At 53.2% G+C, this 26503-nt stretch carries 26 protein-coding genes and 3 tRNA genes; 13 read left to right on the top strand and 16 right to left on the bottom strand.

Annotated elements, in window-relative coordinates:
• The first annotated feature begins 117 nt into the window (after positions 1-117).
• From AB9F26_RS11750 to AB9F26_RS11760, 3 genes are all read left to right on the top strand, one after another.
• A complete protein-coding gene (locus AB9F26_RS11750) occupies positions 118-1116 on the top strand; it encodes a Fe(3+) ABC transporter substrate-binding protein (protein WP_369754537.1) in 999 nt (332 codons plus the stop codon).
• Between the two features lie 129 nt (positions 1117-1245).
• The gene (locus AB9F26_RS11755) at positions 1246-2199 is read left to right on the top strand and encodes a nucleoside hydrolase (protein WP_369768122.1); all 954 of its coding nucleotides are present in this window, start codon (positions 1246-1248) and stop codon (positions 2197-2199) included.
• Between the two features lie 27 nt (positions 2200-2226).
• Positions 2227-3645 carry a YdiU family protein gene (locus AB9F26_RS11760; RefSeq protein ID WP_369768124.1) on the top strand — a complete coding sequence of 473 codons (1419 nt, stop codon included), beginning with the start codon at positions 2227-2229 and terminating at the stop codon, positions 3643-3645.
• A 59-nt stretch (positions 3646-3704) separates the two neighbouring features.
• Here the strand turns inward: AB9F26_RS11760 and AB9F26_RS11765 are convergent.
• The 9 genes from AB9F26_RS11765 to phhA all read right to left on the bottom strand — a co-directional run bounded on the left by AB9F26_RS11765 (position 3705) and on the right by phhA (position 10763).
• Positions 3705-3781 (bottom strand) — tRNA-Asp (locus AB9F26_RS11765).
• Positions 3782-3812: 31 nt separating this feature from the next.
• A tRNA-Asp gene (locus tag AB9F26_RS11770) sits at positions 3813-3889 on the bottom strand.
• Positions 3890-4132: 243 nt separating this feature from the next.
• A tRNA-Val gene (locus tag AB9F26_RS11775) sits at positions 4133-4208 on the bottom strand.
• A 53-nt stretch (positions 4209-4261) separates the two neighbouring features.
• Positions 4262-4855 carry a histidine phosphatase family protein gene (locus tag AB9F26_RS11780; RefSeq protein WP_369768126.1) on the bottom strand — a complete coding sequence of 198 codons (594 nt, stop codon included), beginning with the start codon at positions 4853-4855 and terminating at the stop codon, positions 4262-4264.
• Positions 4856-5034: 179 nt separating this feature from the next.
• Positions 5035-5400 (bottom strand): HU family DNA-binding protein, encoded by a 366-nt coding sequence (locus AB9F26_RS11785; protein ID WP_369768127.1) that lies wholly within the window; start codon positions 5398-5400, stop codon positions 5035-5037.
• A gap of 172 nt (positions 5401-5572) precedes the next feature.
• Positions 5573-7984, bottom strand: coding sequence for an endopeptidase La (lon, locus tag AB9F26_RS11790; RefSeq protein ID WP_335585473.1), 2412 nt, complete (start codon positions 7982-7984; stop codon positions 5573-5575).
• Between the two features lie 304 nt (positions 7985-8288).
• Positions 8289-9419: a tRNA guanosine(34) transglycosylase Tgt gene (gene tgt / locus AB9F26_RS11795; RefSeq protein ID WP_335585474.1), complete on the bottom strand. Its 1131-nt coding sequence runs from the start codon at positions 9417-9419 to the stop codon at positions 8289-8291.
• A 117-nt stretch (positions 9420-9536) separates the two neighbouring features.
• Positions 9537-9896, bottom strand: coding sequence for a 4a-hydroxytetrahydrobiopterin dehydratase (locus AB9F26_RS11800; RefSeq protein WP_335585475.1), 360 nt, complete (start codon positions 9894-9896; stop codon positions 9537-9539).
• A 21-nt stretch (positions 9897-9917) separates the two neighbouring features.
• Complete coding sequence (gene phhA, locus AB9F26_RS11805) at positions 9918-10763, bottom strand: phenylalanine 4-monooxygenase (RefSeq protein ID WP_369768203.1); 846 nt, start codon at positions 10761-10763, stop codon at positions 9918-9920.
• A 79-nt stretch (positions 10764-10842) separates the two neighbouring features.
• Between phhA and AB9F26_RS11810 the strand changes: the two genes are divergently transcribed.
• From AB9F26_RS11810 to tpiA, 4 genes are all read left to right on the top strand, one after another.
• Positions 10843-11304 carry an Lrp/AsnC family transcriptional regulator gene (locus tag AB9F26_RS11810; protein WP_039000465.1) on the top strand — a complete coding sequence of 154 codons (462 nt, stop codon included), beginning with the start codon at positions 10843-10845 and terminating at the stop codon, positions 11302-11304.
• 99 nt (positions 11305-11403) lie between these two features.
• Positions 11404-11769: an SUF system Fe-S cluster assembly protein gene (locus AB9F26_RS11815; protein WP_039000466.1), complete on the top strand. Its 366-nt coding sequence runs from the start codon at positions 11404-11406 to the stop codon at positions 11767-11769.
• Between the two features lie 49 nt (positions 11770-11818).
• Positions 11819-12208 (top strand): iron-sulfur cluster assembly accessory protein, encoded by a 390-nt coding sequence (locus AB9F26_RS11820; protein WP_039000467.1) that lies wholly within the window; start codon positions 11819-11821, stop codon positions 12206-12208.
• A 155-nt stretch (positions 12209-12363) separates the two neighbouring features.
• On the top strand, positions 12364-13098 hold the full coding sequence (gene tpiA / locus AB9F26_RS11825; RefSeq protein WP_335585476.1) for a triose-phosphate isomerase: 735 nt from the start codon (positions 12364-12366) through the stop codon (positions 13096-13098).
• 107 nt (positions 13099-13205) lie between these two features.
• Here tpiA and AB9F26_RS11830 read toward each other — a convergent pair whose 3' ends face one another.
• The 5 genes from AB9F26_RS11830 to AB9F26_RS11850 all read right to left on the bottom strand — a co-directional run bounded on the left by AB9F26_RS11830 (position 13206) and on the right by AB9F26_RS11850 (position 19586).
• Positions 13206-14600, bottom strand: a complete 1395-nt coding sequence (locus AB9F26_RS11830; RefSeq protein WP_335585477.1) for a TRAP transporter large permease — start codon at positions 14598-14600, stop codon at positions 13206-13208.
• Complete coding sequence (locus tag AB9F26_RS11835) at positions 14600-15268, bottom strand: TRAP transporter small permease (RefSeq protein WP_335585478.1); 669 nt, start codon at positions 15266-15268, stop codon at positions 14600-14602. Before AB9F26_RS11835 ends, AB9F26_RS11830 begins: the two co-directional genes overlap by 1 nt.
• An 88-nt stretch (positions 15269-15356) precedes the next feature.
• Positions 15357-16358, bottom strand: coding sequence for a DctP family TRAP transporter solute-binding subunit (locus AB9F26_RS11840; RefSeq protein ID WP_369768129.1), 1002 nt, complete (start codon positions 16356-16358; stop codon positions 15357-15359).
• A 233-nt stretch (positions 16359-16591) separates the two neighbouring features.
• Positions 16592-17815 (bottom strand): sigma-54-dependent transcriptional regulator, encoded by a 1224-nt coding sequence (locus AB9F26_RS11845; RefSeq protein WP_369768131.1) that lies wholly within the window; start codon positions 17813-17815, stop codon positions 16592-16594.
• Between the two features lie 4 nt (positions 17816-17819).
• On the bottom strand, positions 17820-19586 hold the full coding sequence (locus AB9F26_RS11850; RefSeq protein WP_335585481.1) for an ATP-binding protein: 1767 nt from the start codon (positions 19584-19586) through the stop codon (positions 17820-17822).
• A gap of 89 nt (positions 19587-19675) precedes the next feature.
• On the opposite strand from AB9F26_RS11850, the gene AB9F26_RS11855 reads away from it, so the two are divergent.
• Positions 19676-20857, top strand: coding sequence for a cytochrome P450 (locus AB9F26_RS11855; RefSeq protein ID WP_335585482.1), 1182 nt, complete (start codon positions 19676-19678; stop codon positions 20855-20857).
• A 66-nt stretch (positions 20858-20923) separates the two neighbouring features.
• Here AB9F26_RS11855 and AB9F26_RS11860 read toward each other — a convergent pair whose 3' ends face one another.
• Entirely contained in the window at positions 20924-21385 is a 462-nt protein-coding gene (locus tag AB9F26_RS11860; RefSeq protein ID WP_335585483.1) for an Lrp/AsnC family transcriptional regulator, read from the bottom strand.
• Positions 21386-21590: 205 nt separating this feature from the next.
• Between AB9F26_RS11860 and AB9F26_RS11865 the strand changes: the two genes are divergently transcribed.
• From AB9F26_RS11865 to AB9F26_RS11885, 5 genes are all read left to right on the top strand, one after another.
• Complete coding sequence (locus AB9F26_RS11865) at positions 21591-21899, top strand: DUF2849 domain-containing protein (protein ID WP_335585484.1); 309 nt, start codon at positions 21591-21593, stop codon at positions 21897-21899.
• On the top strand, positions 21892-23562 hold the full coding sequence (locus AB9F26_RS11870) for a nitrite/sulfite reductase (protein WP_335585485.1): 1671 nt from the start codon (positions 21892-21894) through the stop codon (positions 23560-23562). The genes AB9F26_RS11865 and AB9F26_RS11870 overlap by 8 nt, the downstream gene beginning before the upstream one ends.
• Complete coding sequence (locus tag AB9F26_RS11875; protein WP_335585486.1) at positions 23552-24334, top strand: phosphoadenylyl-sulfate reductase; 783 nt, start codon at positions 23552-23554, stop codon at positions 24332-24334. Before AB9F26_RS11870 ends, AB9F26_RS11875 begins: the two co-directional genes overlap by 11 nt.
• Positions 24331-24750, top strand: a complete 420-nt coding sequence (locus AB9F26_RS11880; RefSeq protein WP_335585487.1) for a DUF934 domain-containing protein — start codon at positions 24331-24333, stop codon at positions 24748-24750. Before AB9F26_RS11875 ends, AB9F26_RS11880 begins: the two co-directional genes overlap by 4 nt.
• 65 nt (positions 24751-24815) lie before the next feature.
• A complete protein-coding gene (locus AB9F26_RS11885) occupies positions 24816-25634 on the top strand; it encodes a ferredoxin--NADP reductase (RefSeq protein ID WP_335585488.1) in 819 nt (272 codons plus the stop codon).
• A gap of 94 nt (positions 25635-25728) precedes the next feature.
• Here the strand turns inward: AB9F26_RS11885 and AB9F26_RS11890 are convergent, their stop codons facing one another.
• Complete coding sequence (locus tag AB9F26_RS11890) at positions 25729-26334, bottom strand: hypothetical protein (RefSeq protein WP_369768132.1); 606 nt, start codon at positions 26332-26334, stop codon at positions 25729-25731.
• Between the last annotated feature and the right edge of the window lie 169 nt (positions 26335-26503).

Consider the following 26503-nt stretch of genomic DNA (forward strand, 5'->3'; position numbering starts at 1 on the left):
CCCGCGACAATTATTCCGATTATTTTAGTGGGGTATTATCCACTCCACTCTTGACCTGAGTGTTTTAGTCAGATTAAAAGCCCTCATACAATTCGCACCTTTTTACTCGGAGATACCATGCGCCTGATCACTACGCTTGCCACTTTGGCCCTCGCTTCCCCCGTTCTTGCCGACGAAGTGAATGTCTATTCCTATCGTCAACCAGAACTGATCGCCCCCCTCACAGAAGCTTTTACCGCGGAAACAGGCATCGACGTGAACGTCGCTTTCCTTGAAAAAGGCATGGTTGAAAAACTGACCGCCGAAGGCAATCGCACCCCCGCTGATGTCATTTTGACGGTCGATATTGCGCGTTTGAATTCGGTCATCGAAGCGGGCCTCACCCAACCTGTCGAGAGCGAAATCCTCACCGCCAATATCCCTGCTAACCTGCGCGGTGAAAACAATGAATGGTTTGGCCTTACCACCCGAGCCCGCGTCATCTATGCGTCCAAAGAACGTGTCGCTGACGGCGAAGTCACAACCTATGAGGACCTCGCAGATCCGAAATGGAAGGGGCGCATCTGTACCCGTTCTGGAACGCACGCCTATAACACAGCGTTGATCGCAGCCATGCTTTCGCACCATGACGAGGCCTATGTCACCACATGGCTTGAAGGTGTAAAAGCCAACCTCGCGCGCAAACCCCAAGGCAACGACCGCGCACAGATCAAGGCGATTTGGGCCGCAGAATGCGACATCGCGATCGGCAACACTTATTACATGGGCCAAATGTTGGCCGACGAGGAACAAAAGGCATGGGCCGACTCAGTTGATATCGTTTTCCCAACGTTTGAAGGCTCTGGCACACACGTCAACATCTCTGGTGTCGCGATGACGAAATATGCACCAAACAGGGACAATGCCGTGAAATTCATGGAATTCTTGGCGTCCTCCAAAGCTCAAGAAATCTACGCTGCGAAGAATTTTGAATACCCAATAGCACCGGGAACAAGCGTCGATCCTGTTGTTGCAAGCTGGGGTGAATTCACCGCAGACGAGACCAACTTGATGGAAATCGCACAGTTGCGCGCACAGGCCATTCGCCTTGCGGAAACAGTAGATTTTGACGGTTAATATTCGGTCTGACCAAACGAAAACACCCCTGCCAATTGTGCGGGGGTGTTTGCATTTATAGCCAAGTCTTTACTTGCAAATCCGTGTTTGTCTGCGCAATCTTCGACTTCACGATAGGAAGCCAAGTTAATGAATGCACATAAAACGCCCCGCAAAATCATCATCGATACCGACCCCGGCCAAGACGACGCCGTCGCCATCCTTTTGGCGCTCGGAAGCCCTGAAGACATAACCGTTTTGGGGATAACTGCTGTCGCTGGCAACGTGCCCTTGCCGCTCACAGAAAAGAACGCGCGCATAGTTTGTGAATTGGCGGGAAAGCCCGACACAAAGGTTTTTGCGGGCTGCGACGCGCCAATGAAACGCCCATTGGTCACCGCAGAGCATGTGCACGGAAAAACCGGTCTTGATGGCCCGGTGATGCCTGAACCGACGATGGCGCTGACTGCGGGTCATGCCGTGGATTTCATCATCGAAACCCTGCGCGCGGAACCCGCTGGTACCGTTACGCTTTGCCCGCTCGGTCCCCTCACCAACATTGGCGTGGCGTTTGAAAAAGCACCCGATATCGTTGCGCGTGTCCAAGAAATCGTCCTCATGGGCGGTGCGTACTTTGAAGTAGGAAACATCACTCCCGCCGCAGAATTCAACATCTACGTCGACCCAGAAGCCGCTGATATTGTTTTTAAATCTGGCATAAAAATCACTGTCATGCCCCTCGACGTTACCCACAAAGCTTTGACCACCGCCGCGCGGGTGGATGCCTTTCGTGCGCTAGGGACGGCTCCAGGGAAAATGGTCGCCGAGTGGACAGACTTTTTTGAGCGTTTTGACAAAGAAAAATACGGCTCCCTCGGCGCGCCGCTCCACGATCCCTGCGTCATTGCGTACTTGATTACACCCGAATTATTTCAAGGCCGTTTCGTCAATGTCGAGATCGAAACCACCTCCGAATTGACGCTTGGAATGACGGTTGCCGATTGGTGGGGGGTGACGGACCGCGCGCCGAATGCTACCTTCATGAGCGAGATTGACGCCGACGGGTTTTTCGCTCTTTTAACGGAGCGCATCGGGCGGCTTTAGACCGAAACAACATTAAAAGGCGCGCGCATGGCACTGTTTAAATTTGATAATTCCTATGCACGCCTTCCAAAAACTATGTTCGCGGAGGCGGCCCCGACACCTGTTGACGCGCCGGAACTCTTGGCGCTCAATCAGGAACTCGCGCTGGAACTTGGGCTTTCCGAAGATCTGTTCCACAGCGACAACCTGCTCAACATGCTCTCAGGCAATGCCATTTCCGAAGGCTCGCAGCCCATCGCGCAGGCCTATGCCGGACACCAATTTGGCAACTTCGTCCCACGCCTTGGCGATGGGCGCGCGCATCTTCTGGGCGAAGTCCTCACCCCTACAGGCGCACGTTTCGACATCGCGCTCAAAGGCTCTGGTCCCACCCCCTATTCGCGCAACGGCGACGGTCGCGCGTGGCTTGGCCCCGTCTTGCGGGAATTCCTCGTGAGCGAAGCAATGCATGCCTACGGCGTCCCCACAACGCGGGCCCTCGCCATTGTCGCGACGGGGGAGCGCGTCCAACGCGAAACAGCCCTCCCCGGCGCTATCCTCACGCGTGTGGCCAGTAGCCACTTACGCGTCGGCACCTTTCAATACTTCGCCTACCGCAACGATACCGAAGCGCTTACCCTACTGACGGACATTGCCATCGCGCGGCACTATCCCGAAGTAGATGGCCCGCTTGGCCTCTTGCAAGCCGCCGTCAACGCGCAAGCTGATCTTGTGGCGCAATGGATGGGTTTGGGCTTTATTCATGGCGTGATGAACACCGATAATTGCCACGTGGGTGGAATCACCATCGACTATGGCCCCTGTGCCTTCATGGACGGATTTGATCCCACGCGTGTGTTTTCCTCCATCGATCAGCAAGGGCGCTATGCTTATCAAAGCCAGCCCGATATTGCCGCATGGAATCTCGCACAATTCGCAAGCAGCTTGATTGCAATTATGGGCCCACAAGACGAGGCCATTGCCCAAGCGACCCAAGCCGTAAACAGCTTTGTTCCGCGTTTTCATCGCGCGTGGCTCTCCGTGTTTGGCAAGAAAATTGGGTTTGATGCGGCCAAAGCCTCCGACCGCCCTCTTCTCGTCGATTTGCTTGGAATCATGGCCGCCGAGGAAGTTGATTTTACGCTGTTTTTCTGGTCACTGTCGCATGGAGGGAGCGCCGCGTTATTCAGCGACCCCACAGGTTTTGAGAACTGGGAGATTCGCTGGAAAGAGCGCCTTGAATCGGAGAGCGATCCAGAATCAGTGATGGCCCGCGCAAACCCAGCCGTCATTCCCCGCAATCACCGCGTCGAACAAGCGATCCAAGCTGCAGTAACAGGCGACCTCGCGCCCTTCGCGGCCCTCCACGCAGCACTAAGCACCCCATACGAGCGGCCCGAGGATAAAACGCTCATGGACGCCCCAAAGGACGATGAACGCGTCTATGCGACCTTCTGCGGAACCTAGGAACGCTTAAGTGGCGTAATGTGCCCTGCGGCGAAAATTTTACTTTGAGAAAAGGAAAGTGGCGCGGTTGACGGGGCTCGAACCCGCGACCCCCGGCGTGACAGGCCGGTACTCTAACCAGCTGAGCTACAACCGCGCATCGCAACGGGCGTCTTCCAAAAGTGCAGTGGCGCGGTTGACGGGGCTCGAACCCGCGACCCCCGGCGTGACAGGCCGGTACTCTAACCAGCTGAGCTACAACCGCGTGCTGCACTCTTGAGTAACTACCCAAGCGTGAGGCTGCTTTTAGGGTGCGCGGTTGCTGGCGTCAAGCCGCGTTCGTCCGAAAAGAGCAAGGAAAGTGAACAAATATTTTCAGGCTTATTTTTTCAGTAAACCGAAGCTCTAATTGCCCCATAACAGCAGGGAAAACCGTTGAAATAGCTCGACGTCAAACAGGCATCAACAGATGATGCGTTTTGAAATTCATACGGTACTTTGGGATAAATGGTGGGTCGTGAGAGGCTCGAACTCCCGACATCTTCGGTGTAAACGAAGCGCTCTACCAACTGAGCTAACGACCCGGTAAGCGCTAATTAGCCTAGGCACATGGGGGGATGCAAGAGCAAAAATGCGATTATTTTGCTTCTTGCAAAATTACTTCCACGCCATCGCGAACTTCAAAGATACATCCTTGAGTCAGTGGCAACTTGCACATCGCCTGATGGTCCAACCCACAAAGGATTCCTCGCAACATTACTGAGCAAATTCCGTGCGTTATGAGAACAGTTGTCGTGGTAAGTTCGTTGAGAAACGCAGTGCACCTTTTGCGAAGTTTATCAACGCCCTCCCCGTTTATCGCCCCCGTATAATACTCGAAATCACAGGGTGCTTGGCAAGAACTTGGCCAAAGCCGCTTGATTTCGCTGCGTTCCAAACCTTCCCAGAGCCCCGCCGAAATTTCAGCAATACGTGGATCGAATCTTGGAGGGGAAACAAGCTTATGACCGCGCAGGGCAATCTCGGCGGTTTGACGGGTTCGTCCGAGGGGACTCACCACAACTTGCGCCGCTTCTCGCGCGAACACCACCGCCAGAAGGCGTTGCTGCACGACCGCTTGCTCCTTGCCACGCGCAGTCAGAGGAGAATCCAGCGATCCCTGCAACCGATGCCCAAGATTCCATTCGGTCTGGCCGTGCCGCAATATGAATATAGGAGGGAATTTCGACATTGGGGCCTCGTACTTTGTGTTTTTTCAAACGGCTAACGCCCCTGCAAAGGGAGAGCAACCCAACGCAAAGGGAGGGCAACCCAACGCGATCTTTTTGGTTCTAAAGAAAGTACGAAAACCTTGGATGTCCCACGGACTAAGCGGCCTCGATTATGGCCACTTTTCGAAGAACCAAGCGATCAAAGCGATTTGGAGCGCCGAATGCGGCAGACGGTCACTGTTGCATTGGGCATATCTTTTGTTTTCTTAATGACAAGCTTGCCCATGGGCTGAAGGTTGAGCGTTTCGCCCTTGCCAATCGCCTCTCCAAGAACGGAAAGCAGGGTTTCGACCAATGGCTTAACGTCTTTTCGCTTCATACCGTTCTTGGCAATGATGCGATCGATCAAATCGTTCTTTTTCATCTCGGGAGCGCGCTCTGTGACGTTCTCCGAAGGAGTAACACCCTCCACCGTGCGAGGAGCGGTTCCCTCTGTTGGGACAGATTTTGGCTCAACCGTGGTGGCTTTTTCGCTCAATGTTGTTTTTTTGCTAGATGTGGTCATGAGGCTGTCCAATTGTTTCGATTATGGGAACAGCGTATCTGATCCCTCCTTAACAATCTACTCATTCGAAAGAAACCGCATAGTATTCAAAGAGATATTTCAAAAACGCAACACAGCGCATGCGGAAAGGGCGCCGATTTCTCGACGCCCTAAAACTTCTTAGGTGTTAGTCTTAGTGTGCGACTGGGTGGTTCGGATTGCTGCTTTGACTTGCAATTGACGCCAACCGCGCAGCTTCCTCGGCTTCTTCATCCCACAAAATCGGCTCCGGCTTAGAGACCAAAGCGTGTTTCAGAACTTCGCTCACATGCGACACCGGAATAATCGTCAAACCATCTTTGACGTTGTTCGGAATATCCACCAGATCTTTTTCGTTTTCTGCTGGAATGAGAACGGTTTTCACCCCGCCCCGCAACGCCGCCAATAGCTTCTCTTTCAAGCCGCCAATGGGCAACACATTGCCGCGCAACGTGACCTCGCCGGTCATGGCGATGTCCTTTTTCACAGGGATTCCCGTCAACACAGACACAATCGACGTCACCATGCCAACACCAGCGCTTGGCCCGTCTTTTGGAGTCGCGCCCTCTGGAACGTGCACGTGGATGTCGATTTTCTCGAACACCGGTGGCTTCACCCCAATTTCGGGACTAATGGAGCGCACAAAACTACTCGCAGCTTCGATGCTTTCCTTCATCACGTCGCCCAATTTGCCGGTTGTTTTCATCCGACCCTTGCCAGGCAATTTAAGCGCTTCGATCGAGAGCAGTTCACCGCCAACACTGGTCCAAGCAAGGCCCGTTACAACACCAACTTGGTCTTCTTCTTCGGCCAAACCATAGCGGAAACGCCGCACGCCAAGGAACTCAGACAGGTTGTCGGAGGTCACACGCACGATTTCTTCCTTTTTGCGCACAATCATGGTCACAGCTTTACGTGCCAATTTCGCCAACTCACGCTCAAGGTTCCGCACACCAGCTTCCCGTGTGTAGTACCGCAAAATGTCCATGAGCGCCCCATCTGTGACCTCAAATTCATTTTTGCGAAGACCATGATTTTTGATCTGCTTTGAGATCAAATGTTGCTTGGCGATCTCGGCTTTTTCATCTTCTGTGTAACCCGCAAGCGGAATGATTTCCATCCGGTCCAAGAGCGGACCCGGCATATTATAGCTGTTCGAGGTTGTCAGGAACATCACATCAGAAAGGTCATATTCGACCTCAAGATAGTGATCCACAAATGTGGAGTTTTGTTCCGGATCAAGCACTTCCAGCATAGCAGACGCGGGATCGCCACGGAAATCTTGGCCCATCTTGTCGATCTCATCGAGCAAAATTAGCGGGTTCGACGTTTTGGCCTTTTTCAAAGCCTGAATGATTTTACCCGGCATGGAGCCAATATACGTCCGGCGGTGGCCACGGATTTCGCTTTCATCGCGCACGCCGCCAAGGCTGATGCGAATGAACTCACGCCCCGTGGCCTTGGCAACCGATTTTCCGAGCGAGGTTTTCCCCACCCCTGGAGGGCCAACGAGGCAAAGAATGGGGCCCTTCAGCTTCTTGCTGCGTTGCTGAACGGCAAGGTATTCCACAATGCGTTCTTTAACTTTTTCGAGGCCATAGTGATCATCGTCGAGCACTTTTTCAGCCGCCGCTAGGTCTTTTTTAACCTTGCTACGCTTGTTCCACGGAATGGACAGCATCCAGTCGAGATAGTTGCGCACAACCGTTGCCTCGGCTGACATTGGGCTCATGTTTTTGAGCTTCTTCAGCTCCGCATTCGCCTTTTCGTGCGCTTCCTTGGAGAATTTGGTTTTGGCAATGCGTTCTTCAAGCTCTGCAACTTCGTCTTGCTCTTCGTCGCCGTCGCCCAATTCTTTCTGAATGGCTTTCATTTGCTCATTCAAATAGTATTCGCGCTGGGTGCGCTCCATTTGGGTTTTGACGCGGGTTTTGATCTTTTTCTCGACCTGAAGCACAGACATTTCGCCCTGCATGAGGCCATAAACCTTTTCAAGCCGCACGTCGATCGGCAAGGTTTCCAAAAGCTCCTGCTTTTGTTGGACTTCGATCCCCAAATGACCGGCCACAAGGTCGGCAAGCTTTGCGCTATCCGAGGCGTCGGATACAGCGGCGAGCGCTTCTTCGGGGATGTTTTTCTTAACCTTTGCATAGCGCTGGAATTCTTCGCCAACCGAACGCACAAGGGCTTCAATCATGTCTTCTTCGCCGGGTACCTCTTCAAGGAACTCCGCCGTTGCTTCAAAGAATTCAGCATTCTCGAGATATTCGTTAATGCGCACGCGCTGAATACCCTCGACCAAAACCTTCACGGTCCCGTCGGGCAATTTCAACAGTTGCAGCACGTTGGCCAAAACGCCAACTTTGTAGATTCCGTCGCTATCCGGATCATCCACAGCGGGATCGATCTGGCTTGCGAGAAGAATGTGTTTGTCATCGGCCATCACTTCTTCGAGGGCGCGGACAGATTTATCGCGACCAACGAAAAGCGGCACAATCATATGTGGAAACACCACAATATCGCGCAATGGAAGTACGGGATAAGAGGAATTAAGTTGCTCGTGCATGTTCAGTCCTTATTATTAGCAAGAAGAAATGGCCCCGCTTGGCGGCAACCGGTATCTTCTCCGTGTCGGATTTATAGTTGGGGGCCTGTCCCCGAACTTTCAACCGTTTCCGGCAAAGCTTTGGGTAAGAATGCCTTTATGTGGGGCTTATTTCAAGGGCACAAACACGCGTGCCCTCAGGGTTTTCAGCCAAATTAGATGTTAATCCGCAGATATCCACGTTTTTTGGCAATAATCACGGGGACTTCACGAATTATTCACCTTCAGCACATTTTCGCGCAGGAGTTGAATCTTGAAGGCCCATCTAGAGCGGCTCAATGTCTCCTGCCGCCCGATCTTCGTGGAATTTCTTTTGGAACGCCTCAAAAGCGCCGACAGCAATAGCCGCGCGCATTTCCGACATCAACTCTTGGAAATAGTGCAGATTGTGCCACGTCAAAAGCATCCCCGAGATCATCTCTTGCGAGCGGAAAACATGATGCAAATAGGCGCGGGAATAGTTGGAACAGGCGGGGCATGTGCAAGCTTCATCCAAGGGGCGTGGGTCATCCGCGTGGCGCGCGTTTTTGATATTAATCACCCCATTGCGCGTGAACAATTGACCCGTGCGACCAGAACGGCTGGGAAGGACACAGTCCATCATATCGATGCCCCGCGCCACGGCCCCAACGATATCATCGGGCTTACCGACGCCCATCAAATAACGCGGACGGTCGGTGGGCAACATGTCGGGCGCATAGTCCAGCACCCCAAACATCGCCTCCTGCCCCTCGCCCACGGCAAGGCCGCCAACAGCATAGCCATCAAACCCAATTTCGCGCAGTTTTTCCGCGCTTTCTGCCCGCAAATCCTGCGTGACGCCGCCTTGTTGGATACCAAACAACGCGTACCCCGGACGGTCGCCAAAGGCATCGCGTGAACGTTGCGCCCACCGCATCGACATTTGCATTGATTTCGCAACTTCGGCATCGGTCGCTGGCAACGCGGGGCATTCGTCAAAACACATGACGATATCGGAGCCGAGAAGTTTCTGAATTTCCATCGAGCGCTCGGGTGTCAACATATGTTTGGACCCGTCAATGTGAGAGGAAAACTTAACCCCCTCCTCACTCATTTTACGTAGACCCGCGAGGCTCATCACCTGAAATCCGCCGCTGTCCGTGAGGATCGGCTTATCCCAGTTCATGAATTTATGCAGCCCACCCAAACGGTCAATCCGCTCCGCTGTGGGGCGCAGCATCAAATGATAGGTATTCCCCAAAAGGATATCCGCCCCCGTCGCCGCCACGCTTTCGGGCAACATCGCCTTGACCGTCGCCGCCGTCCCAACGGGCATAAACGCCGGTGTGCGAATGTCACCGCGCGGCGTGGAAATCACACCCGTGCGGGCTTGTCCGTCGGTGGCTTGCAGATCAAAGGTGAACTTTTGCGTCATTTTGGCACTCGATTTGGATTCGGAACGGCCCCTAGTGGACCACAAAGTATGGAATTGGCCCTTGTAGGGAATTTACGTCGAATGCCAAGCTATTTTCCCAAACAGGCCGCTTTGCCCTCAAGCTCTCGCAGTGACGGCCACCATTTGATCGAGCTTGGCGGCGCAAATGAAATCATTCTCCGACAATCCGCCCAACTCGTGACTGGTGAACAAAACCCGACAATACCCCCACCCAAAACTCACGTCGGGGTGGTGCCCCTGTTGGTCCGCCAAAAACGCCGCCGTGTTAGCCATATAGACGGCCTTGGCAAATCCCTTGAACGTGTATTCGCGGGTCAAGCTTTTGCCATCGTCGGCCAACACCCACCCGTCCGCTAATTGCGCCATCATTCCTTGTGCGGCGCTCAATTCCATCGCTTCGCCAATCCCTTGGCAAGGTGCGCAGGACTTGTCACTCAACATGCAAACTTCCGTCATAATTTCGCTCCATATCTGCGCCTAGGACGCGGCTTTTTCTGGGTAAGTCGGAGCAAAGAGGCCCATGGATTGTGCGACTCGCACATCCGCCAGCAGATCGCGCTCCGACATTTCCTCCAGCTCCTCAATCGATTGTATCACGAAATAGACTGGCTGATGAATATCAATCCGATAAGGGGTGCGCAGCACGTCGAGCAGATTAAACTCCCGCCGCTCTGGCACCTCGGAACTGACCGAATAGGCAAGCTCGGTGGGCGACGACGCCAGCCCTGACCCTAGAGCCTTCACGCCCTGCCCTTGCTGTAAAAGGCCAAATTCAATCGAAAACCAATACAGCCGGATCAGCCAACTATAGTCCTTAGCCTCGGCCTTTAGACCCGCTTTACCAATGGCCTGAGACACACGCGCAATCCGCGGATCGGCCAAAAGCGGCGTGTGCCCGAAAATCTCGTGAAAAATATCAGGCTCTTCGATGTAGTCGAAATCCTTGCGGCTACGAATAAACGAGGCCGCGGGGAAGGTTTTATCCGCCAACATTCCAAAGAATCGCCCAAAACCGATGAGTGCAGGCACGGGTGCCACTTGCCAACCGGTCAAGTCACGCAGCCGGTCGGAAACCTCGTTGCATTGTGGAACGCGATCATGTGGCAAATCCAAGACCTTTAACCCCCGCAAATACGGCTCGGCCATATGTCTGTGAACGGGTAACTCTTGGGCTGCATAAAGGTCGCGCCAAACGCCATCTTCTTCCTCAGAATAAGCGATGTGCCCCATTTCGTCGGGAATTTTTGCAGAATATGCACTCATTTTGGTCACTTGCGGCCTCCTCTTCGCTATAAGAAGGATTTCACAAACGAGGGGAAAAATCTTGCTTCAAACCTGTCTTTAGCGCAATAATGAGGCAAATCTTCCCTCAAAAGTCAAAGTAACTGGAAATCACCACCAAATGGATGCTTTAGATTCCCACGACATCGCCATATTAGCCGCGCTCCAGCGTGATGGAAAAATGAGTCTGCAAGATCTCGCCCGCGAAGTGAACCTCTCGACATCCCCTTGTTGGCGCCGCGTTCGAAAGCTGGAGGAAAACGGCACAATTGCACAATATACCGCCATTCTGGACGCCCGAAAAATTGGCCTCAATACACAGGCCTATATTCATATTTCCCTTTTAGATCATACTCAAACGACAATAGACGCTTTTGATGCATTTGTTGCCCGCGAAGAACAAATCGTCGAATGTGCTTCGATCACAGGCTCAGATGATTATCTGCTTAAAATCGTCGCAAAAGACCCAGAGGACCTTGAAACCTTCCTGATGAAAGGCATTTTGAGCCTCGGTATTGTGCGTTCGAGCACCACTCATTTTGTTTTACGTCAGAAAAAACAAAGCACCTTCCTGCCTTTATGAGCGTTGGGGAGTCCGGTCACAACATTGGGTACGAGCCCCTCTGGACGTTTGCTTCGTTATCCCTATATAATTGGTCAACTATTATAAATGAGGCCCAAAATGGACGCGACTTCTCAATCCCCGATCGAAGGGGCTCCTTTGATCAAACCATCCAGTAGCGAACACGCGCTTTATGACTCGATTGTGGATGCGTGCCGCACAGTTTATGACCCTGAAATCCCTGTAAATATTTACGATTTGGGTCTGATTTATACGATTGAAATCAATGAGGAAGGTGACACAAGCGTCATCATGTCCCTCACGGCACCGGGGTGTCCTGTGGCTGGTGAAATGCCCGGCTGGGTAGCCGAAGCCATCGAATCCCTACCCGGTGTAAAATCGATAGAAGTTGATCTCACATGGGAGCCACCCTGGGGTATGGAAATGATGAGCGACGAAGCACGCCTTGAACTTGGGTTCATGTAACCCCATTTTTGTAAGGTACCACCTTAAGGAATTTGAGTAGGAAAAGAATATGTTTGGCATTCCCGGCAAAAACGCGGTGACGATGACCCCTTCAGCCATCGCACAGATTTCGCGTTTGATGGCGCGGGACGGGTCGGAAGGGCTGCGCATTGGGGTCAAAAAAGGCGGCTGTGCGGGCATGGAATATACGATGGAATATGTGTCCGAATTAAACCCGCATGACGAAGTGATCCGCGAGGGCGATGCCGTTGTGATGATCGCCCCAATGGCGCAAATGTTTCTTTTTGGAACCAAAATTGATTATGAAGTATCCTTGCTAGAAGCGGGTTTTAAATTCATCAATCCCAATGTTGTTGACGCCTGTGGTTGTGGAGAATCGATTAAATTCGCGGACGTAGAAGAGATGGCCGCGCAAGGTTTGACAATTCCCGGAGCTTAGGGCTTCGGGTTTTCCCACTGGGATTTCAAACCGCTTTGCCCTCCTGCATTGAAAAAATTCTGCAGGTTTTAAAGGCCACACTTCCCAACCCCGTCTTGATCCGCTAGCAATCTCCTCGGCCCGTTATAACATTTAACCGACTGGAGACTGCCAAAATGCGCAGAAAACTTGCCGCAGGAAATTGGAAAATGAACGGGACCGGTGCAAATCTGTCCGAGTTGGCGAACCTTGTGTCCCCCGAAAACATAGACGTTCTGATCTGTCCGCCAGCGCCTCTTGTGTCACGCGCGGCCCAATCCAATGCCAAAATCGCAATCGGTGGCCAAGACTGTCACGCCGCTCAAAATGGCGCACATACAGGCGATGTATCGGCTGCTATGCTCGCTGACGCTGGGGCGACCTATGTTTTGACGGGGCACTCAGAGCGGCGCACAGATCATGGCGAAAGCAATGCAATTGTTGCTGCTAAAACTGCGGCGGCGTGGGATCAAAACCTCATTGCTGTTATTTGCATTGGCGAAACTTTGGCGCAACGTGAAGTGGGTGAAACCCTCGCTGTTATTGCAGATCAACTGACCCATTCCACCCCAAATGCTGCGACGGGTGGCAACACTGTGATCGCATACGAACCCGTATGGGCCATCGGGACAGGCCTTATCCCAACCCTTGAACAAATCGAAGAAGTCCATGATTTCATCCGCGCGGAACTTGCCAACCGCTTTGGCACAGAAACAGCAGAATCCATACGCCTCCTGTACGGCGGCTCCGTAAAGCCCTCAAATGCTGAATATATATTCGCAACGTCCAATGTGGACGGGGCCCTCGTTGGTGGCGCTTCTCTTAAGGCATCTGATTTCAACGGGATTATTTCGGCCCTTTCTCTGGCCTGACTTTAGACGAAACACGTCCTTACAAACGCAACCGCCGTGCCAAAGGCACGGCTACCGAATACCATGGGCGCGGCAGGTTTTGGCCTGCCGCGCCACCGCATTTGCGGTTAGTTGGTGATAATTTCCGGCCCCATCATCAGATCAGGCAAGAAGGTCGAAATGATCGGCACATAGGTCACGATAATCAGGAAGACGAACAACACCGCAAGGAACGGCAAAGCTGCGCGCACAACGCTCATCATCGGCATTCCCGCGACGCCGGACGTCACGAAAAGGTTCAGCCCAACTGGCGGTGTAATCATCCCAATTTCCATATTCACGACCATGATGATACCCAAGTGAATGGGATCAATCCCAAGTTCCATCGCGATTGGAAACACCAGTGGTGCGACAATCATCAAAAGACCGGACGGCTCCATAAATTGCCCCCCGATCAGAAGGATCACGTTCACGGCGACAAGGAACATAATGGGGCCGAATCCAGCCGCAAGTATCGCTTTAGCCACGTTTTGGGGTACTTGCTCGTCTGTCAAAACATGTTTCAGGATCAAAGCCATCGAAATGATAAACATCAACGTTACCGTCAACTTACCCGCTTCAAAGAGCGCATCTCGCGTGTCACGGTGGAAAAAAGCCGTCACGAGTGTGTGTGGTTTTTTCAGCAGGCTTTTGTTTTTGCCTTCGCCCTCAGTTGCCAACGGTCCCATGTCGCGGTATACGAAATTCGCGATTAGAAAGGCATAAACTGAGGCAACAGCGGCCGCCTCTGTGGGGGTAAATATCGCTGGATAAAGCCCGGGAACGCCATAAATCCCAAGCATGATAACCGCAATCAAGGACAAACCCCAACCCGCCTCGTGAAAGCTAGCCCCGACTTCACGCCAACCAGCCCATTCGCCCTTCGGCATGTTCTTGATGCGCGCCATGACATAGATCGCGATCATGAGCATAAAGCCCGCCATCAGGCCTGGAATGACCCCCGCAAGGAACATCCGCCCGACGGAAACATCTACCGCCGCAGCATAGACAACCATCACAATCGATGGCGGGATCAAGATCCCAAGCGTCCCTGCGTTACAAATCACGCCCGCGGCGAACTCTTTGGTATAACCCGCTTTCACCATGGCCCCGATCACAATGGAACCAATGGCAACGACCGTCGCGGGGCTACTGCCCGAAAGCGCTGCGAAAATCATGCACGAGAACACCCCTGCAATCGCCAAACCGCCCCGCATATGCCCGACACAAGCGATCGAGAAGCGAATGATCCGCAGCGCGACCCCTCCTGTGGACATGAAGGTTGAGGCCAAAATAAAGAACGGGATCGCAAGGAGGGTACTGTGCCCCTCAAAGGCGCTGAACAAAGTCTGTGCGACGGAGGCCATGGAACTGTCTGAGAACCAGAGCAAAAACAGCACAGAACTCATCCCCAGAGAGATCGCAATTGGCACGCCGATCAACATCAGACCAACGACCATAATAAATAGAATTGAGACTTCCATTAGCCGTGCTCCCCAAGGCGTTCCCGCACTTCTGCGATTTCATCTTCAACTTCGTGGCTGGCCACAATCCGATCAATATCGCCCCGCCAAACCGAGACACCAACCTGAATATAGCGGAATAACAACAAGGCCATAGACAGCGGAAGGACCATGTAGGGCACGAGGCGCGGTAATTTTTCATACGCGACGCCTTCGTTAAAAAAGCCCTCCATCCAGCCTAGAAATGCGGGATGTGGGATGTCGTTGGTTTCGTACCAACCTTTGCCACGGAACGAGTCTTCAAAACCCAGTGGGAACCAGCGTCCGTTTGTGCCCGGAAGGTTGGCGAAGTTCGCCCAGTAATCCCACGCGCCTTTGAGCATCAAGAACGAGAAAACGATGCAAATTGTGATAGAAATCAGCGCCAACGTTCGGCGTCCTTTGGCTGGAAATAGATTGATAACGGCATCAACCCCCAGATGTGCGCCCTTTTTGACCGCATAAGAGGCCCCGAGCAAGACAAGCCATCCAAAGAGGAAAACAGTCGATTCAAGCGCCCATAGAATGTTGCCGTCCATTTGGCGGACCACGACATTGGCGAATGTAATGAGGGTCATTGCCCCTAGAATAATTGCGATTAACGTTTCTTCTATTTCATCAATTAGGCTTGTGCCTTTATTGGAATGCATGTCCCCGCCCCCCTTTTTTGCCGCACTTACACGGAAATTTAGATGGAAAAAGGGCGCGAAAAGCCGAGGCTCTCCGCGCCAGAAGTTCTTATAGACCTGCGTTGATCGCTTGTGCTGCGTCGATATTTTCTTGTCCAACGTCGCCGGAGAATTGCTCCCAAACAGGCTTCATTGCTTCGACCCAAATGGCACGCTGCTCAACTGTGAGTTCGCGAACTTCACTCCCCGCAGCAATAACACTAGCTTTGGCTTCTTCGTTAAGCATAGTCGCCTCGGCATTGCGCGAGACGGTCACTTCCTCAAGGATTGTAAGGAGTTGATCCCGCACATCGGCATCCAAGCTGTCCAGCCAATCCACAGACGCTACGACCATATAGTCGAGAATACCGTGATTGGTTTCGGTGATACCATCTTGAACTTCAAAGAACTTCTTGCCGAAGATGTTGGTCCAAGTGTTTTCTTGACCATCAACAACGCCCTGCTGCAACGCGCCGTAAACTTCTGCGAAAGCCATTTTTTGTGGGGAAGCGCCGATGGCATCCATTTGTGCAACAAGCACGTCGCTTGATTGCACCCGGAATTTTAGACCTTCTGCATCTGTTGGCAAAATAAGCGGTTTGTTCGCGGACAATTGCTTCATGCCATTGTGCCAGAATTGAAGCCCTTGAAGGCCACGGTTTTGCATGGAGTCCTTCATCGCTTGGCCCGCTTCTGAGAATTGGAACTCGTCAACGGCGGCGACGTTTTTGAACATGAAGGGTAGATCGAAAATGCGGTATTGCTTGGTGAACTTCTCAAATTTTGAGAGGCTCGGCGCGGCCAATTGGACATCGCCTTGCAGCATCGCTTCAAGAACTTTGTTGTCATCATATAGCGTGGAGTTTGGATAGACTTCCATACAGGCGACGCCGTTCATTTCTTCATTCACGCGGCTTTCAAGCAACGAAGCGGCGATCCCTTTCGGGTGGTTCACGGCGGCGGTTACGTGCGCGAATTTGATGACGATTTCGCCTTCTTCACAGCTCGCTGCGGCAGCGTTAGCGGTAAAAGATGCGGCCACGATTGCGGCAGTTGCAGTAATAAATTTCATGCGAGGGCTCCTCCCAAAGTCCGATTATGTTGGCTCGAATGAACCATGCCACACCAAACACGCGCAGACGGTGCACGTTCAAGGAAAAATATTTCCGCGGGTCCCTTTAGGAAAGAGTGCTTAAAAAACAGAGCGTTATATCTCCAAAAATATCATCTATTCTAATTGCGTTCCTCAAATTGGCGAAATTCCACACACCGTCAAAACCGAACTGTGCGGTTTTTCACACAGATTTATCGATACACTTCCGCACGAATCCCGTGACGCGTTAACTTATCGTACAATGTCTTGCGAGGCAGTTTCAAAACCCGTGCGACTTCACTGGCGTTGCCTTTGTGCTTGCGCAGCGCCTCGGTCAACAACGAGCGCTCGACACGCGACAACTGCTCAGCAAGGCCCAGATCATCCGCAACTTCGACCTCGGCAAACCCCATTGCAAACCGCATTGCCGCATTCATCAAGGCGCGCGCATTCCCCGGCCATTCCTGCGCCATAAGGCGTGCAATGACCTCTGGTGTAATTTCTGGGACAGGCAAAGCAGCCTGTTCGCAAGCCAACAGCACATAATTGCGAAACAGCACGGGGATGTCCTCCGGGCGCTCGCGCAGGCTTGGAATACGCACACGCATCACATCGAGGAGAAAAAACAGCTCCTCATTAAACCGTCCATGTTCGACATACTCTGACAAATCTTTGTACGTGCCCGCCAAAATTCGCGCCCCCGTACCCAACTCCATGTGCTGCAAAAGCGCGAACTGCGTTGCGGGTGGCAAGGATGCAATACCGTCAATAAACAGGCTTCCGTCTTTCGCTTGGGCCAACGCGCCTTCCAACGCATCGACGCTCAACTCCGAAGCTGCAATTTTATCAAAGGTCGACATCGCAACGTTGGATAACAGGTGGATCACTTCCGCCACTTTGGACGTGCCCGAACCTGTCACACCTGCGATCAACACATCCGCGTTGGTTGCAGCAACGATGCGCACGCGGTTTCGCAACTCATCCGCCGGCTTTGATTGTCCAAAGAGCATCCGCTCCGCTGCATCCCCCTTTTCTAGCTGCTGTTTTAGACGTCGGTTTTCAAGTACGAGACTACGCGTGCGTAATGCTTTTTGGACAGCGAGCACTAGGTCTTGGGGCGCACAAGGTTTTTCAATAAAATCGAACGCGCCCGCCGAAATACCCCGCACAGCCATCGGCACATCGCCCTCGCCCGTCAGTAGGATAACTGGCAAATCGGGATCAATATTCTGGGTGTATTCCAAAAGGTGGAACCCATCTTTTCCTGGCATCCGAATATCGCTTAGTATAACTCCCTGAAAGCCCGCCGAAATGTGGTCTTTTGCTTCGATAAAACTCGCAGCAAGTGTCGGTACAAGATCGTTCAAGGCGAGTGTTTGCCCCAAAGCTTCGCGCACATGCGCATCGTCATCTACCAGCAAAACCCTTGAAATCACGCGCTTATTCCTCCTGCACACCGGTTCGAGCCGCCGCCAATTCCACAATGAATTCCGCGCCGCCCTCTAGATGGTTACGCCCACGGATATTCCCCCCAAAGCTTTGGATCAAGCCATATGAGATACTCAACCCAAGCCCCATGCCTTCGGCGGCCCCAATTTTCTTGGTCGAATAAAACGGGTCGAAAATCTTTTCGGGGGCGTCAATTCCGGGGCCAAAATCACGCAGATGGATGCGACAAGTCTCAGGTTGTGTGTCAATCCGAATGGATACTTTCTTAAGCGCGCTCGCGTCCATTGCATCCGCGGCATTGGCCAAAAGATTGGTCAAAACCTGCTGCAAACGCACCTCGCCACCACGCGCCCAAATGCTGGTTTGGGGCCGTTGCCAATCCACGGCAATGTCTTCCCGCAAAAGTCTCTCTTCACTCATCTCCAAAACCGCATCAACAACGGAACAAATGTCGACATTCGTAATCGGCTCATATTCTTGCCGCGCAAAGGCACGCAGGTTTTTGATTATGCGCCCCATGCGGCGCGACAATTCACTAATCCTCGCGAGGTTTTGGCCTGCAACTTCGGTATTCCCCCGCTCCAAAAACACCTCGGCGTTTTCTGCAAACGAGCGAATGGCCATCAGTGGTTGGTTTAATTCGTGGCTAATCCCTGCCGACATTTCCCCAAGGGCGGTGAGTTTGCTAGCCTGAACGAGATCGGCTTGCGCCTGTTTCAAGGCGGATTCTGCCTCCTCGCGTTCGGTAATTTCACGGCGTAAATCCGTGTTCGCATTTGAGAGCTCTTGGGTGCGCAATTGGACCCGCCCCTCTAGCTCAGCTTTGGCTTCTGCTTCGACTGCCAAAAGGTCCGCCAACCCTCGCCTGCGCTCAGAGGCCAGATACAGAAACGCGCCAAACGTCACACAAAGCGCCGCCGCCACAAGTGCTTGAAGCCATGCATTTCGTTCTGCGGGCGCTGTGGAAATCAACACTTCGCCCGTCATCCCGATCACCGGTACGGGTTGCGTCAAATGCAAAGCCCGCGCAGGGATATACGGCCACCCATTTGTGCGCCAAATCTCATGGCCAGAAATAATCTGCGTAGAATGTTCAAGGAACGGATGCGGGTTCTCTAAGGGGATCAATGCGTTGCGTTCCCGAAACAGCAGTTCTGAACGGTTTGAAACAAAGACCACACCCGCCTCATCCGTGAAGAAGATCGCCTGCGGATCCCCTCGCCAATCACTCTCCTCAACGGCCTCGATATCGACTTTGACAACCACCGCGCCAAAGGGGGCACCTCCCGCGAGCAGCGGCGCAGAAAAATAGAAAATTCGCGCGCCTATATCCTCGATTAAAAAATGGGATGCCCCCAAGGCACCATCCATCGCACGCTGAAAATATGCCTTTGAGTTTTGGTTTCTCTCGTTGGTCTTTACCCCTTCAGAGCTTGCCAAAACCTCGCCATTAGCCCCCACCAAAAATATCTCAAGCGGGCCTGTTTTGTCCGCAGCTTCGAGCAAAACTGAAAAAGTGTCTGGGTCGACTCCGCCTTTTGCAAGACTCAAAAGCGACGGATGATCTGCGAGCAAAACCCCAACCTGCTGAAACCTTTGCAACTCCCCCACCAACCGATCCGATGCAAGCGAAAGGTCCGCGTGTCCACGTTCCGCCAGCGGCGTAAGGGCCGCCGTAAAAGCAAACCACCAAACCAGCGCCGAAAATCCGGTAACGGCACATAAATACGCGATAATTGCACCAAAACGACGTGGCATAGGCTCCCCTTTTGCCACAGGATAGGCATCCGCCCTTGCCTTGACCACCCGCATTTGAAAGGTTGGGTTTTCAACTTCACGAGGCTTCCATGAAAACACTTTCCCAATCGCCAACAGACCCCGCATTTGTTCAAGACCCCTATCCATTTTACGAACGCGCGCGGGAATGTGGCTCAATGTTTCATTGGACCGACTATGACATGCCCTGTGCTGTTTCCTATGCTGCAGTAAATGCGATCCTGCGCGACCGTCGTATGGGCCGCGAAGTTCCAGCCGAAATGGCTGTTGCCCCCCCTGCCCATCAGGCTGGATTTTGGGCTATCGAGAACCACTCGATGTTGGAATTGGAGCCGCCGCGTCACACCCGCTTGCGCGGCCTCGTTTTACGCGCCTTCACCAGTCGCCGCATTGCCTCTTTGGGGCCAGAAATCGCTCAGCTTGCACATGAGTTAATCGACCGCTTGCCTGAGGGGGAATTTGACCTCATCAAGCATTTTGCCGAACCACTTCCCGTCATCGTTATCGCGCGATTTTTAGGCGTGCCAGAAGAGCGCGCACCTGACCTCCTCGCTTGGTCCCACGCGATTGTTGGCATGTATAAAGCGGGGCGTACCACGGAAGACGAAATTGCGGCGGCAACTGCAGGCCGCGCGTTTTCTGACTTCTTGCGCGACTATATCGCGTTTCGGCGTGACAAACCCCAAGACGATTTGATTACCCACCTGATTGCCGCAGAAGAAGACGGCGAAAAACTGTCAACCGACGAGCTAATTGCGACCTGTGTTTTATTGCTAAACGCGGGGCATGAGGCAACGGTTCATACGTTAGGTAACGGCCTCAAAGCCATGCTCCAGAACGATTTTTCGGCAGAGGTGGTGACGTCAGATACGATCGAAAAAACCGTCGAAGAAATGCTCCGTTATGACCCGCCCCTGCATATGTTTACGCGATATGTTTATGAAGATGTCGACATTGGCCCGCATAGGTTTTCGCGCGGGGATCGCATCGCCTGCCTGCTCGCCGCGGCAAACCGCGACCCGCAAAGATGGGAGGCCGCAGACCAATTCCAGCCACAACGCTTCAAACAAGTTAACGCAAGTTTCGGGGCTGGCGCGCATTTCTGCATCGGCGCACCCCTTGGCCGGTTGGAGCTGCAAACGTCGCTCCCGATTTTGTTTGAACGCATGCCGAATTTGGCACTCGCCCAAAAGCCGAAATACGCGCCGATCTACCATTTCCGCGGTTTGGACCGCCTCATGTTAACGCGCTGACGCCTGCAATGAGCACCGCCGCCGAGGAAGGCTCGATGCCTTTCTCGGCGGCTCTTCGGCAAAACCCTAAAGCGGCAACATCGTTGTCGATTTGATCTCTTCCATCGAAAGCAGCGCCGTCACATTGTAAATGCGCACTTCCGAAATCAGGGCTTGGTAAAACACATCATAAGCCCGCGCATTCTTGACCCGCACTTTTAGAATATAATCGATCTCGCCCGCGAGGCGATGCGCTTCTTGCACTTCGGGACGTTCAAGCAGCGCCTTCAGGAAGGCCTGTTGCCACTCCCCTTCATGCTCTGACGTGCGGATTAGAACAAAGAAGCAGGCTTCAAACCCAAGCGCCTCCGCATCAAGAACCACCGTTTGCTGGCCGATGATTTTGGCCTCCCTCATTTTCTTGATACGATTCCAAACCGGTGTCTTGGAACTACCCACTTTCGTCGCGATATCATCCAAAGACTGCGCAGCATCGCGCTGCAGCTCACTCAGGATTTTCCGATCTACATCATCCAAACGGACAGCCATCCCAATTCCTTCCTAATTCCAGAACTCATGTTCTTCTGCGCGCGACAATCGGAACATTCTTCCTTATTAGCAAGAGGGCATAGCAATAATTAGGGAAAATATCCTATATTAGAGGTCAGTATCAACGTATTTAGACGCAATCTCAAAATTCGTTTGAGTTTGAGGCCATAAAACCTCGCGTCCCCGAACCAAAGGAGCTTCTGTAATGGCCCGAGCTTTTACGCCAAAAGTTGTCACCGCCAATGAACTCATCTCTGGGGATGTGGTCTATCTCAGCGCCGATGGCAAATGGGCGCATCGGCATGCAGATGCTGAACTACTCACCGACGAAGTGCGCGCTGCGGTGCGCCTTCAATTGGCCGAAGCTCAAGTAGGTCAGATTGTCGGGGCCTACCTTGCGGATGCTGTCGCAAGCGATGCGGGCCCCGTCCCTGTCCACTTCCGCGAAGAATTTCGCGCAGCTGGCCCCTCAAACTACAACCACGGAAAACAGGCGGAGCTCCCAAATGTATAAGTACAACGATTTTGACGAAGCTTTCCTGCGCGCACGCACCGCACAATTCCGCAAACAAGTTGAACGTCGCATTTCGGGCAGCCTCACAGAGGACGAATTCAAACCCCTACGTTTGATGAACGGTCTCTATCTCCAGCTTCACGCCTATATGCTGCGCGTGGCCATCCCCTACGGCTCGCTTTCCTCCGCGCAAATGGACCAGCTCGCTTATATTGCCGACACGTGGGACAAAGGCTATGGCCACTTTACCACGCGTCAGAACATCCAATACAACTGGCCCAAACTGTCGGACGTGCCAGATATGCTCGACGCGCTGGCCGATGTGCAAATGCACGCGAACCAGACCTCCGGCAACACCATTCGCAACGTCACCAGCGACCCGTTTGCGGGGGCTGCTGTTGACGAAATCGAAGACCCACGTCCCGTAGCCGAGCTTTTGCGTCAATGGTCCACCGACCACCCCGAGTTTCAATTCTTGGGCCGCAAGTTCAAGATCGCAGTTGGCGCAAGCAAAGCGGATCGCGCGGTTCTGAAATCTCACGATTTGGCGGTCAATATCGTTGAAAATGATGCTGGAGAAACAGGCTATCAAATCCTCATAGGGGGTGGCCTTGGCCGCACGCCAATGGTGGGTAAGGTCCTTAACGACTTCTTGCCGCGCGAGGTTTTGTTGCCCTATGTTGAGGCTGTCCTTTCCGTTTATAACCTCTTGGGACGTCGGGATAATAAATATAAAGCTCGCCTAAAAATCACGGTCCACGAAAATGGCCTCGATACCATTCGTGCCCTTGTAGAAGAGCGTTTCGCCGAATTGCGCCCAACCTTTGCGGGTGGCGATCAGGCTTTGCTTACTGAAATCGCGACGTATTTTGCACCCCCAATCTATTCGGACGCGCCGGACGACGCCTATGATGCTGCTTACAATGCGGATCCACTGTTTCGCGCGTGGGCCGACACCAACCTGTCGCCGCACAAACATTCTGGTTACGCAATCGCGACAATCTCGCTCAAGGCACATGGCGAAACCCCCGGCGACGCAACCAGCGCGCAAATGCGCGTATTGGCACAGGTCGCGCGGGATTATGCGCACGATGAATTGCGCATCAGCCATGAGCAGAACGTGATCCTGCCGCATGTTCACAAACGCCACCTACCCGCGATTCACGCCGAATTGCGCGCCGCGGGCTTGGCGACAGCCAACATCGGGCTGATTTCCGACATTATCGCCTGCCCCGGCATGGATTATTGCGCCCTCGCAACGGCCCGTTCCATTCCCGTGGCCCAGAAAATTGCTACACGGTTTGACGAGTTAAAACTGGAGCATGAAATTGGCGCGCTCAAAATCAAAATCTCAGGCTGCATCAATGCCTGTGGTCACCACCACGTGGGCCATATCGGCATCCTTGGTCTAGATCGCGCTGGCGTCGAGAACTACCAAATCACCCTTGGCGGTGACGGTACAGAAACAACCGTGATCGGCGAACGCGCAGGCCCTGGATTTGCTTATGACGAGATTGTCCCTGCGATTGAACGTCTGATCATGGGCTATCTTGATTTGCGTCTAAACCACGATGAAACATTCCTCGCGACTTTCCGCCGCTTGGGCATGGCGCCGTTCAAAGACGTCCTTTATCCGGAGGCTGCGAAGCGTAATGCTGCATGATCCACTGAACCTTTCGGTCGTAGAGCGGGTTGCGCAACTCAACACGCGCTATGCCCATCACGGCGCAACGGCGGTCCTTGAACGTGCGTTGAGCGACCCGCAAGTCGGACGTATTGGCTTGGTTTCATCCTTCGGGGCAGAATCTGTGGTGCTGTTGCACATGATTTCGATCATGGATCGCAGCACGCCGATCGTCTTTATCGACACGGAAATGCTTTTTACGGAAACGCTTGAGTATCAAATGGAGTTATCTGAGCGTTTGCGCCTGACCAATGTGCAAGTCATCCGCGCGAGTGACGCCGATATCGCCGAGATCGATCCCGACGGCACACTTAATCAGCGCGATACGGACGCATGCTGTTCCCTGCGCAAAACGGAGCCCTTGCAAAAGGCATTGGGCGGATTTGACGCTTGGATTACAGGGCGCAAACGCTTTCAAGCGGGGAGCCGTGTCGCTCTGGATTTCTTTGAAAACGAAGATGACACGCGTATCAAAGTTAACCCTCTCGCTTATTGGGCGCCTGAAGATTTGCGGGCCTATATGGAAAACAACCGCCTGCCGCGCCACCCCTTAGTGGCCAAAGGCTACCCCTCGATTGGTTGTGCGCCCTGCACAAGCCCCGTCGCCGAAGGCGAAGATCCTAGATCGGGCCGTTGGCGCGGCCAAGAAAAGGTCGAATGCGGCATCCACTTTGTCGATGGCAAAATGGTGCGCGGCCCCCTACCTGTGGAACAAACCTCGGTCTCAGCGACCCAAGGAGCCGGACAATGACAGTACTGATTAACGACAGTGGCTTTGGAACCGACGATTGGGTCGATGCCTTTCTCACGCTCGAAGACCTTCCCGTTGCCAAAGGCGCTATCAATGTCGCCGTTGACCTTCCGAGCGATTGCGACCCTGCTAGCCTCGAGGGTCATTTGTCGGATATCGACATGATCCGCGTGGATTTTCCCTCCTCCGCCGATGGGCGCGGCTTCACCATCGCGCGCCGTTTGCGCTTGATGGGATTTGTGGGCCGCCTACGCGCCAAGGGGCATGTGATCTCGGATCAATACGCTATGGCCCGCCGCTCAGGTTTTGACGAAGTGGAAATTTCTGACGCCCTCGCGGCCCGTCAACCCGCCGAGGAGTGGGCGTTTCGCGTGAAATGGCAAGACCATGACTATCAGTCGCGGCTACGCGCCTAGAAACGCCGCACAAAATCCCTTATAGACCAGACACAGAGGGCAAAGCGCCGCTTTGCGATACAGATATGAATGAACAGGTAACCGTGACTGATACCCCCGTTAAACCCGTAAAAGCGCTCCCCAATGCGCAGACCGTTACTGCCGTAACACATTGGACGGATAGCCTTTTTTCCTTCCGCGTTACACGTCCCGCGTCGTTTCGTTTTCGCTCCGGTGAGTTTGTGATGATTGGCCTAATGGGCGACAACGGCAAGCCGCTTTTGCGCGCCTATTCCATTGCTTCCCCAAGCTGGGACGAGGAGTTGGAGTTCTATTCCATCAAGGTTCAGGACGGCCCACTCACGAGCAAATTGCAGCACATTAAGGTCGGCGACGAACTTATTTTGCGTCCCAAGCCAGTCGGCACCCTCGTGCATGACGCGCTTCTGCCAGGCAAACGTGTGTATTTCTTCGCGACGGGAACCGGCTTTGCCCCCTTCGCGAGTTTGATCCGCGACCCCGAGACCTATGAGAAATTCGACGAGATCATCCTAACGCATACGTGCCGCGAGGTCGCCGAGCTTGAGTATGGTCGTCAGTTGGTCGAGAGCCTCGAGGCGGACCCGCTGATTGGCGAAATGATCGAGGGCAAGTTGAAATACTACCCCACGACGACCCGCGAAGAGAGCCCCGTGATGGGCCGCGTTACCGATCATTTGAAATCTGGCGAAATCTTTGAGCGCTTGGGCATCCCCCCCCTTGATCCGGCATCCGACCGCGCGATGGTGTGTGGCTCAATGGGCCTCAACAAGGATATCACCGAAATTCTGGAAGCGGCAGGTTTGCGCGAAGGGGCCAATTCCGAACCTAAAGAGTTTGTGGTGGAAAAAGCCTTTGTTGGCTAACACCCCAAAATAAAAATAAAAAATGCGCCGCGAGATCACTCTCACGGCGCTTTTTTTATGCGATTGCCGCGCAGTTAAGCGCGGCAGATCGCGATCAAAGTCCCAAAGCAGACTTCACTTGAGCAAGTGTAGCTTTCAAAAGATCAGGGTTGTTACTGGCGGCTTTCACCGTTGTTTTCAACGTGGTTTTTTGAACTACATCAAGGCTTGATCCGTCGATCATCGCATTGACTTTGTCGAGGTCGAAGCCTTCAGCCGACAATGGGTCAGCATCAGCCATATCAGTGGCTGCGTCGTCAGCAGCAGCTTCAACTTCGTCTGTCGCATCCGTTGCGGCATCTGTTGCGTCTGTAGCAGCATCCGTTGCGGCATCCGTTGTATCACTTGCAGCGTCCGTTACGGCTTCCACAGCATCATCCACCGCATCCGTTGCGGTTTCAGCAGCTTCTTCAGCGGCTTCTTCTACTGCTTCAGCAGCTTCTTCTGTCGCTTTTTGAGCGGCATCTGCAGCCACTTTTGCGGCCTCAGCAGCTTCTTCTGTAGCTTTCTTTGCAGCTTCTGCAGCTTCTTCCGAAGCTTCTTTTGCAGCTTCGGCAGCTTGCTCAGCGGCTTCTTTCGCAGCTTCTTGGTTGGAATAATAAGTATATCCACCCAATCCGGCGGCGATGATAAGTGCGGCAATAATCCAAGTTTTGTTCATCTCTATAATCCTTTAGATGCGGCATATAGCTGTGCATTTAGCATCAATTGGGGTCGGTGCAACAGCAATGAACGATTCATTCAACGAATCCGGCATCAGATCGCCCATTCCGCGCGTTTACTGGGTTGTAAGAAGCCGCGCACGATATTAAGTTCCGCAAAGTAACCAC

It is taken from the genome of Falsihalocynthiibacter sp. BN13B15, assembly GCF_041205415.1.
GTDB lineage: Bacteria > Pseudomonadota > Alphaproteobacteria > Rhodobacterales > Rhodobacteraceae > Falsihalocynthiibacter > Falsihalocynthiibacter arcticus.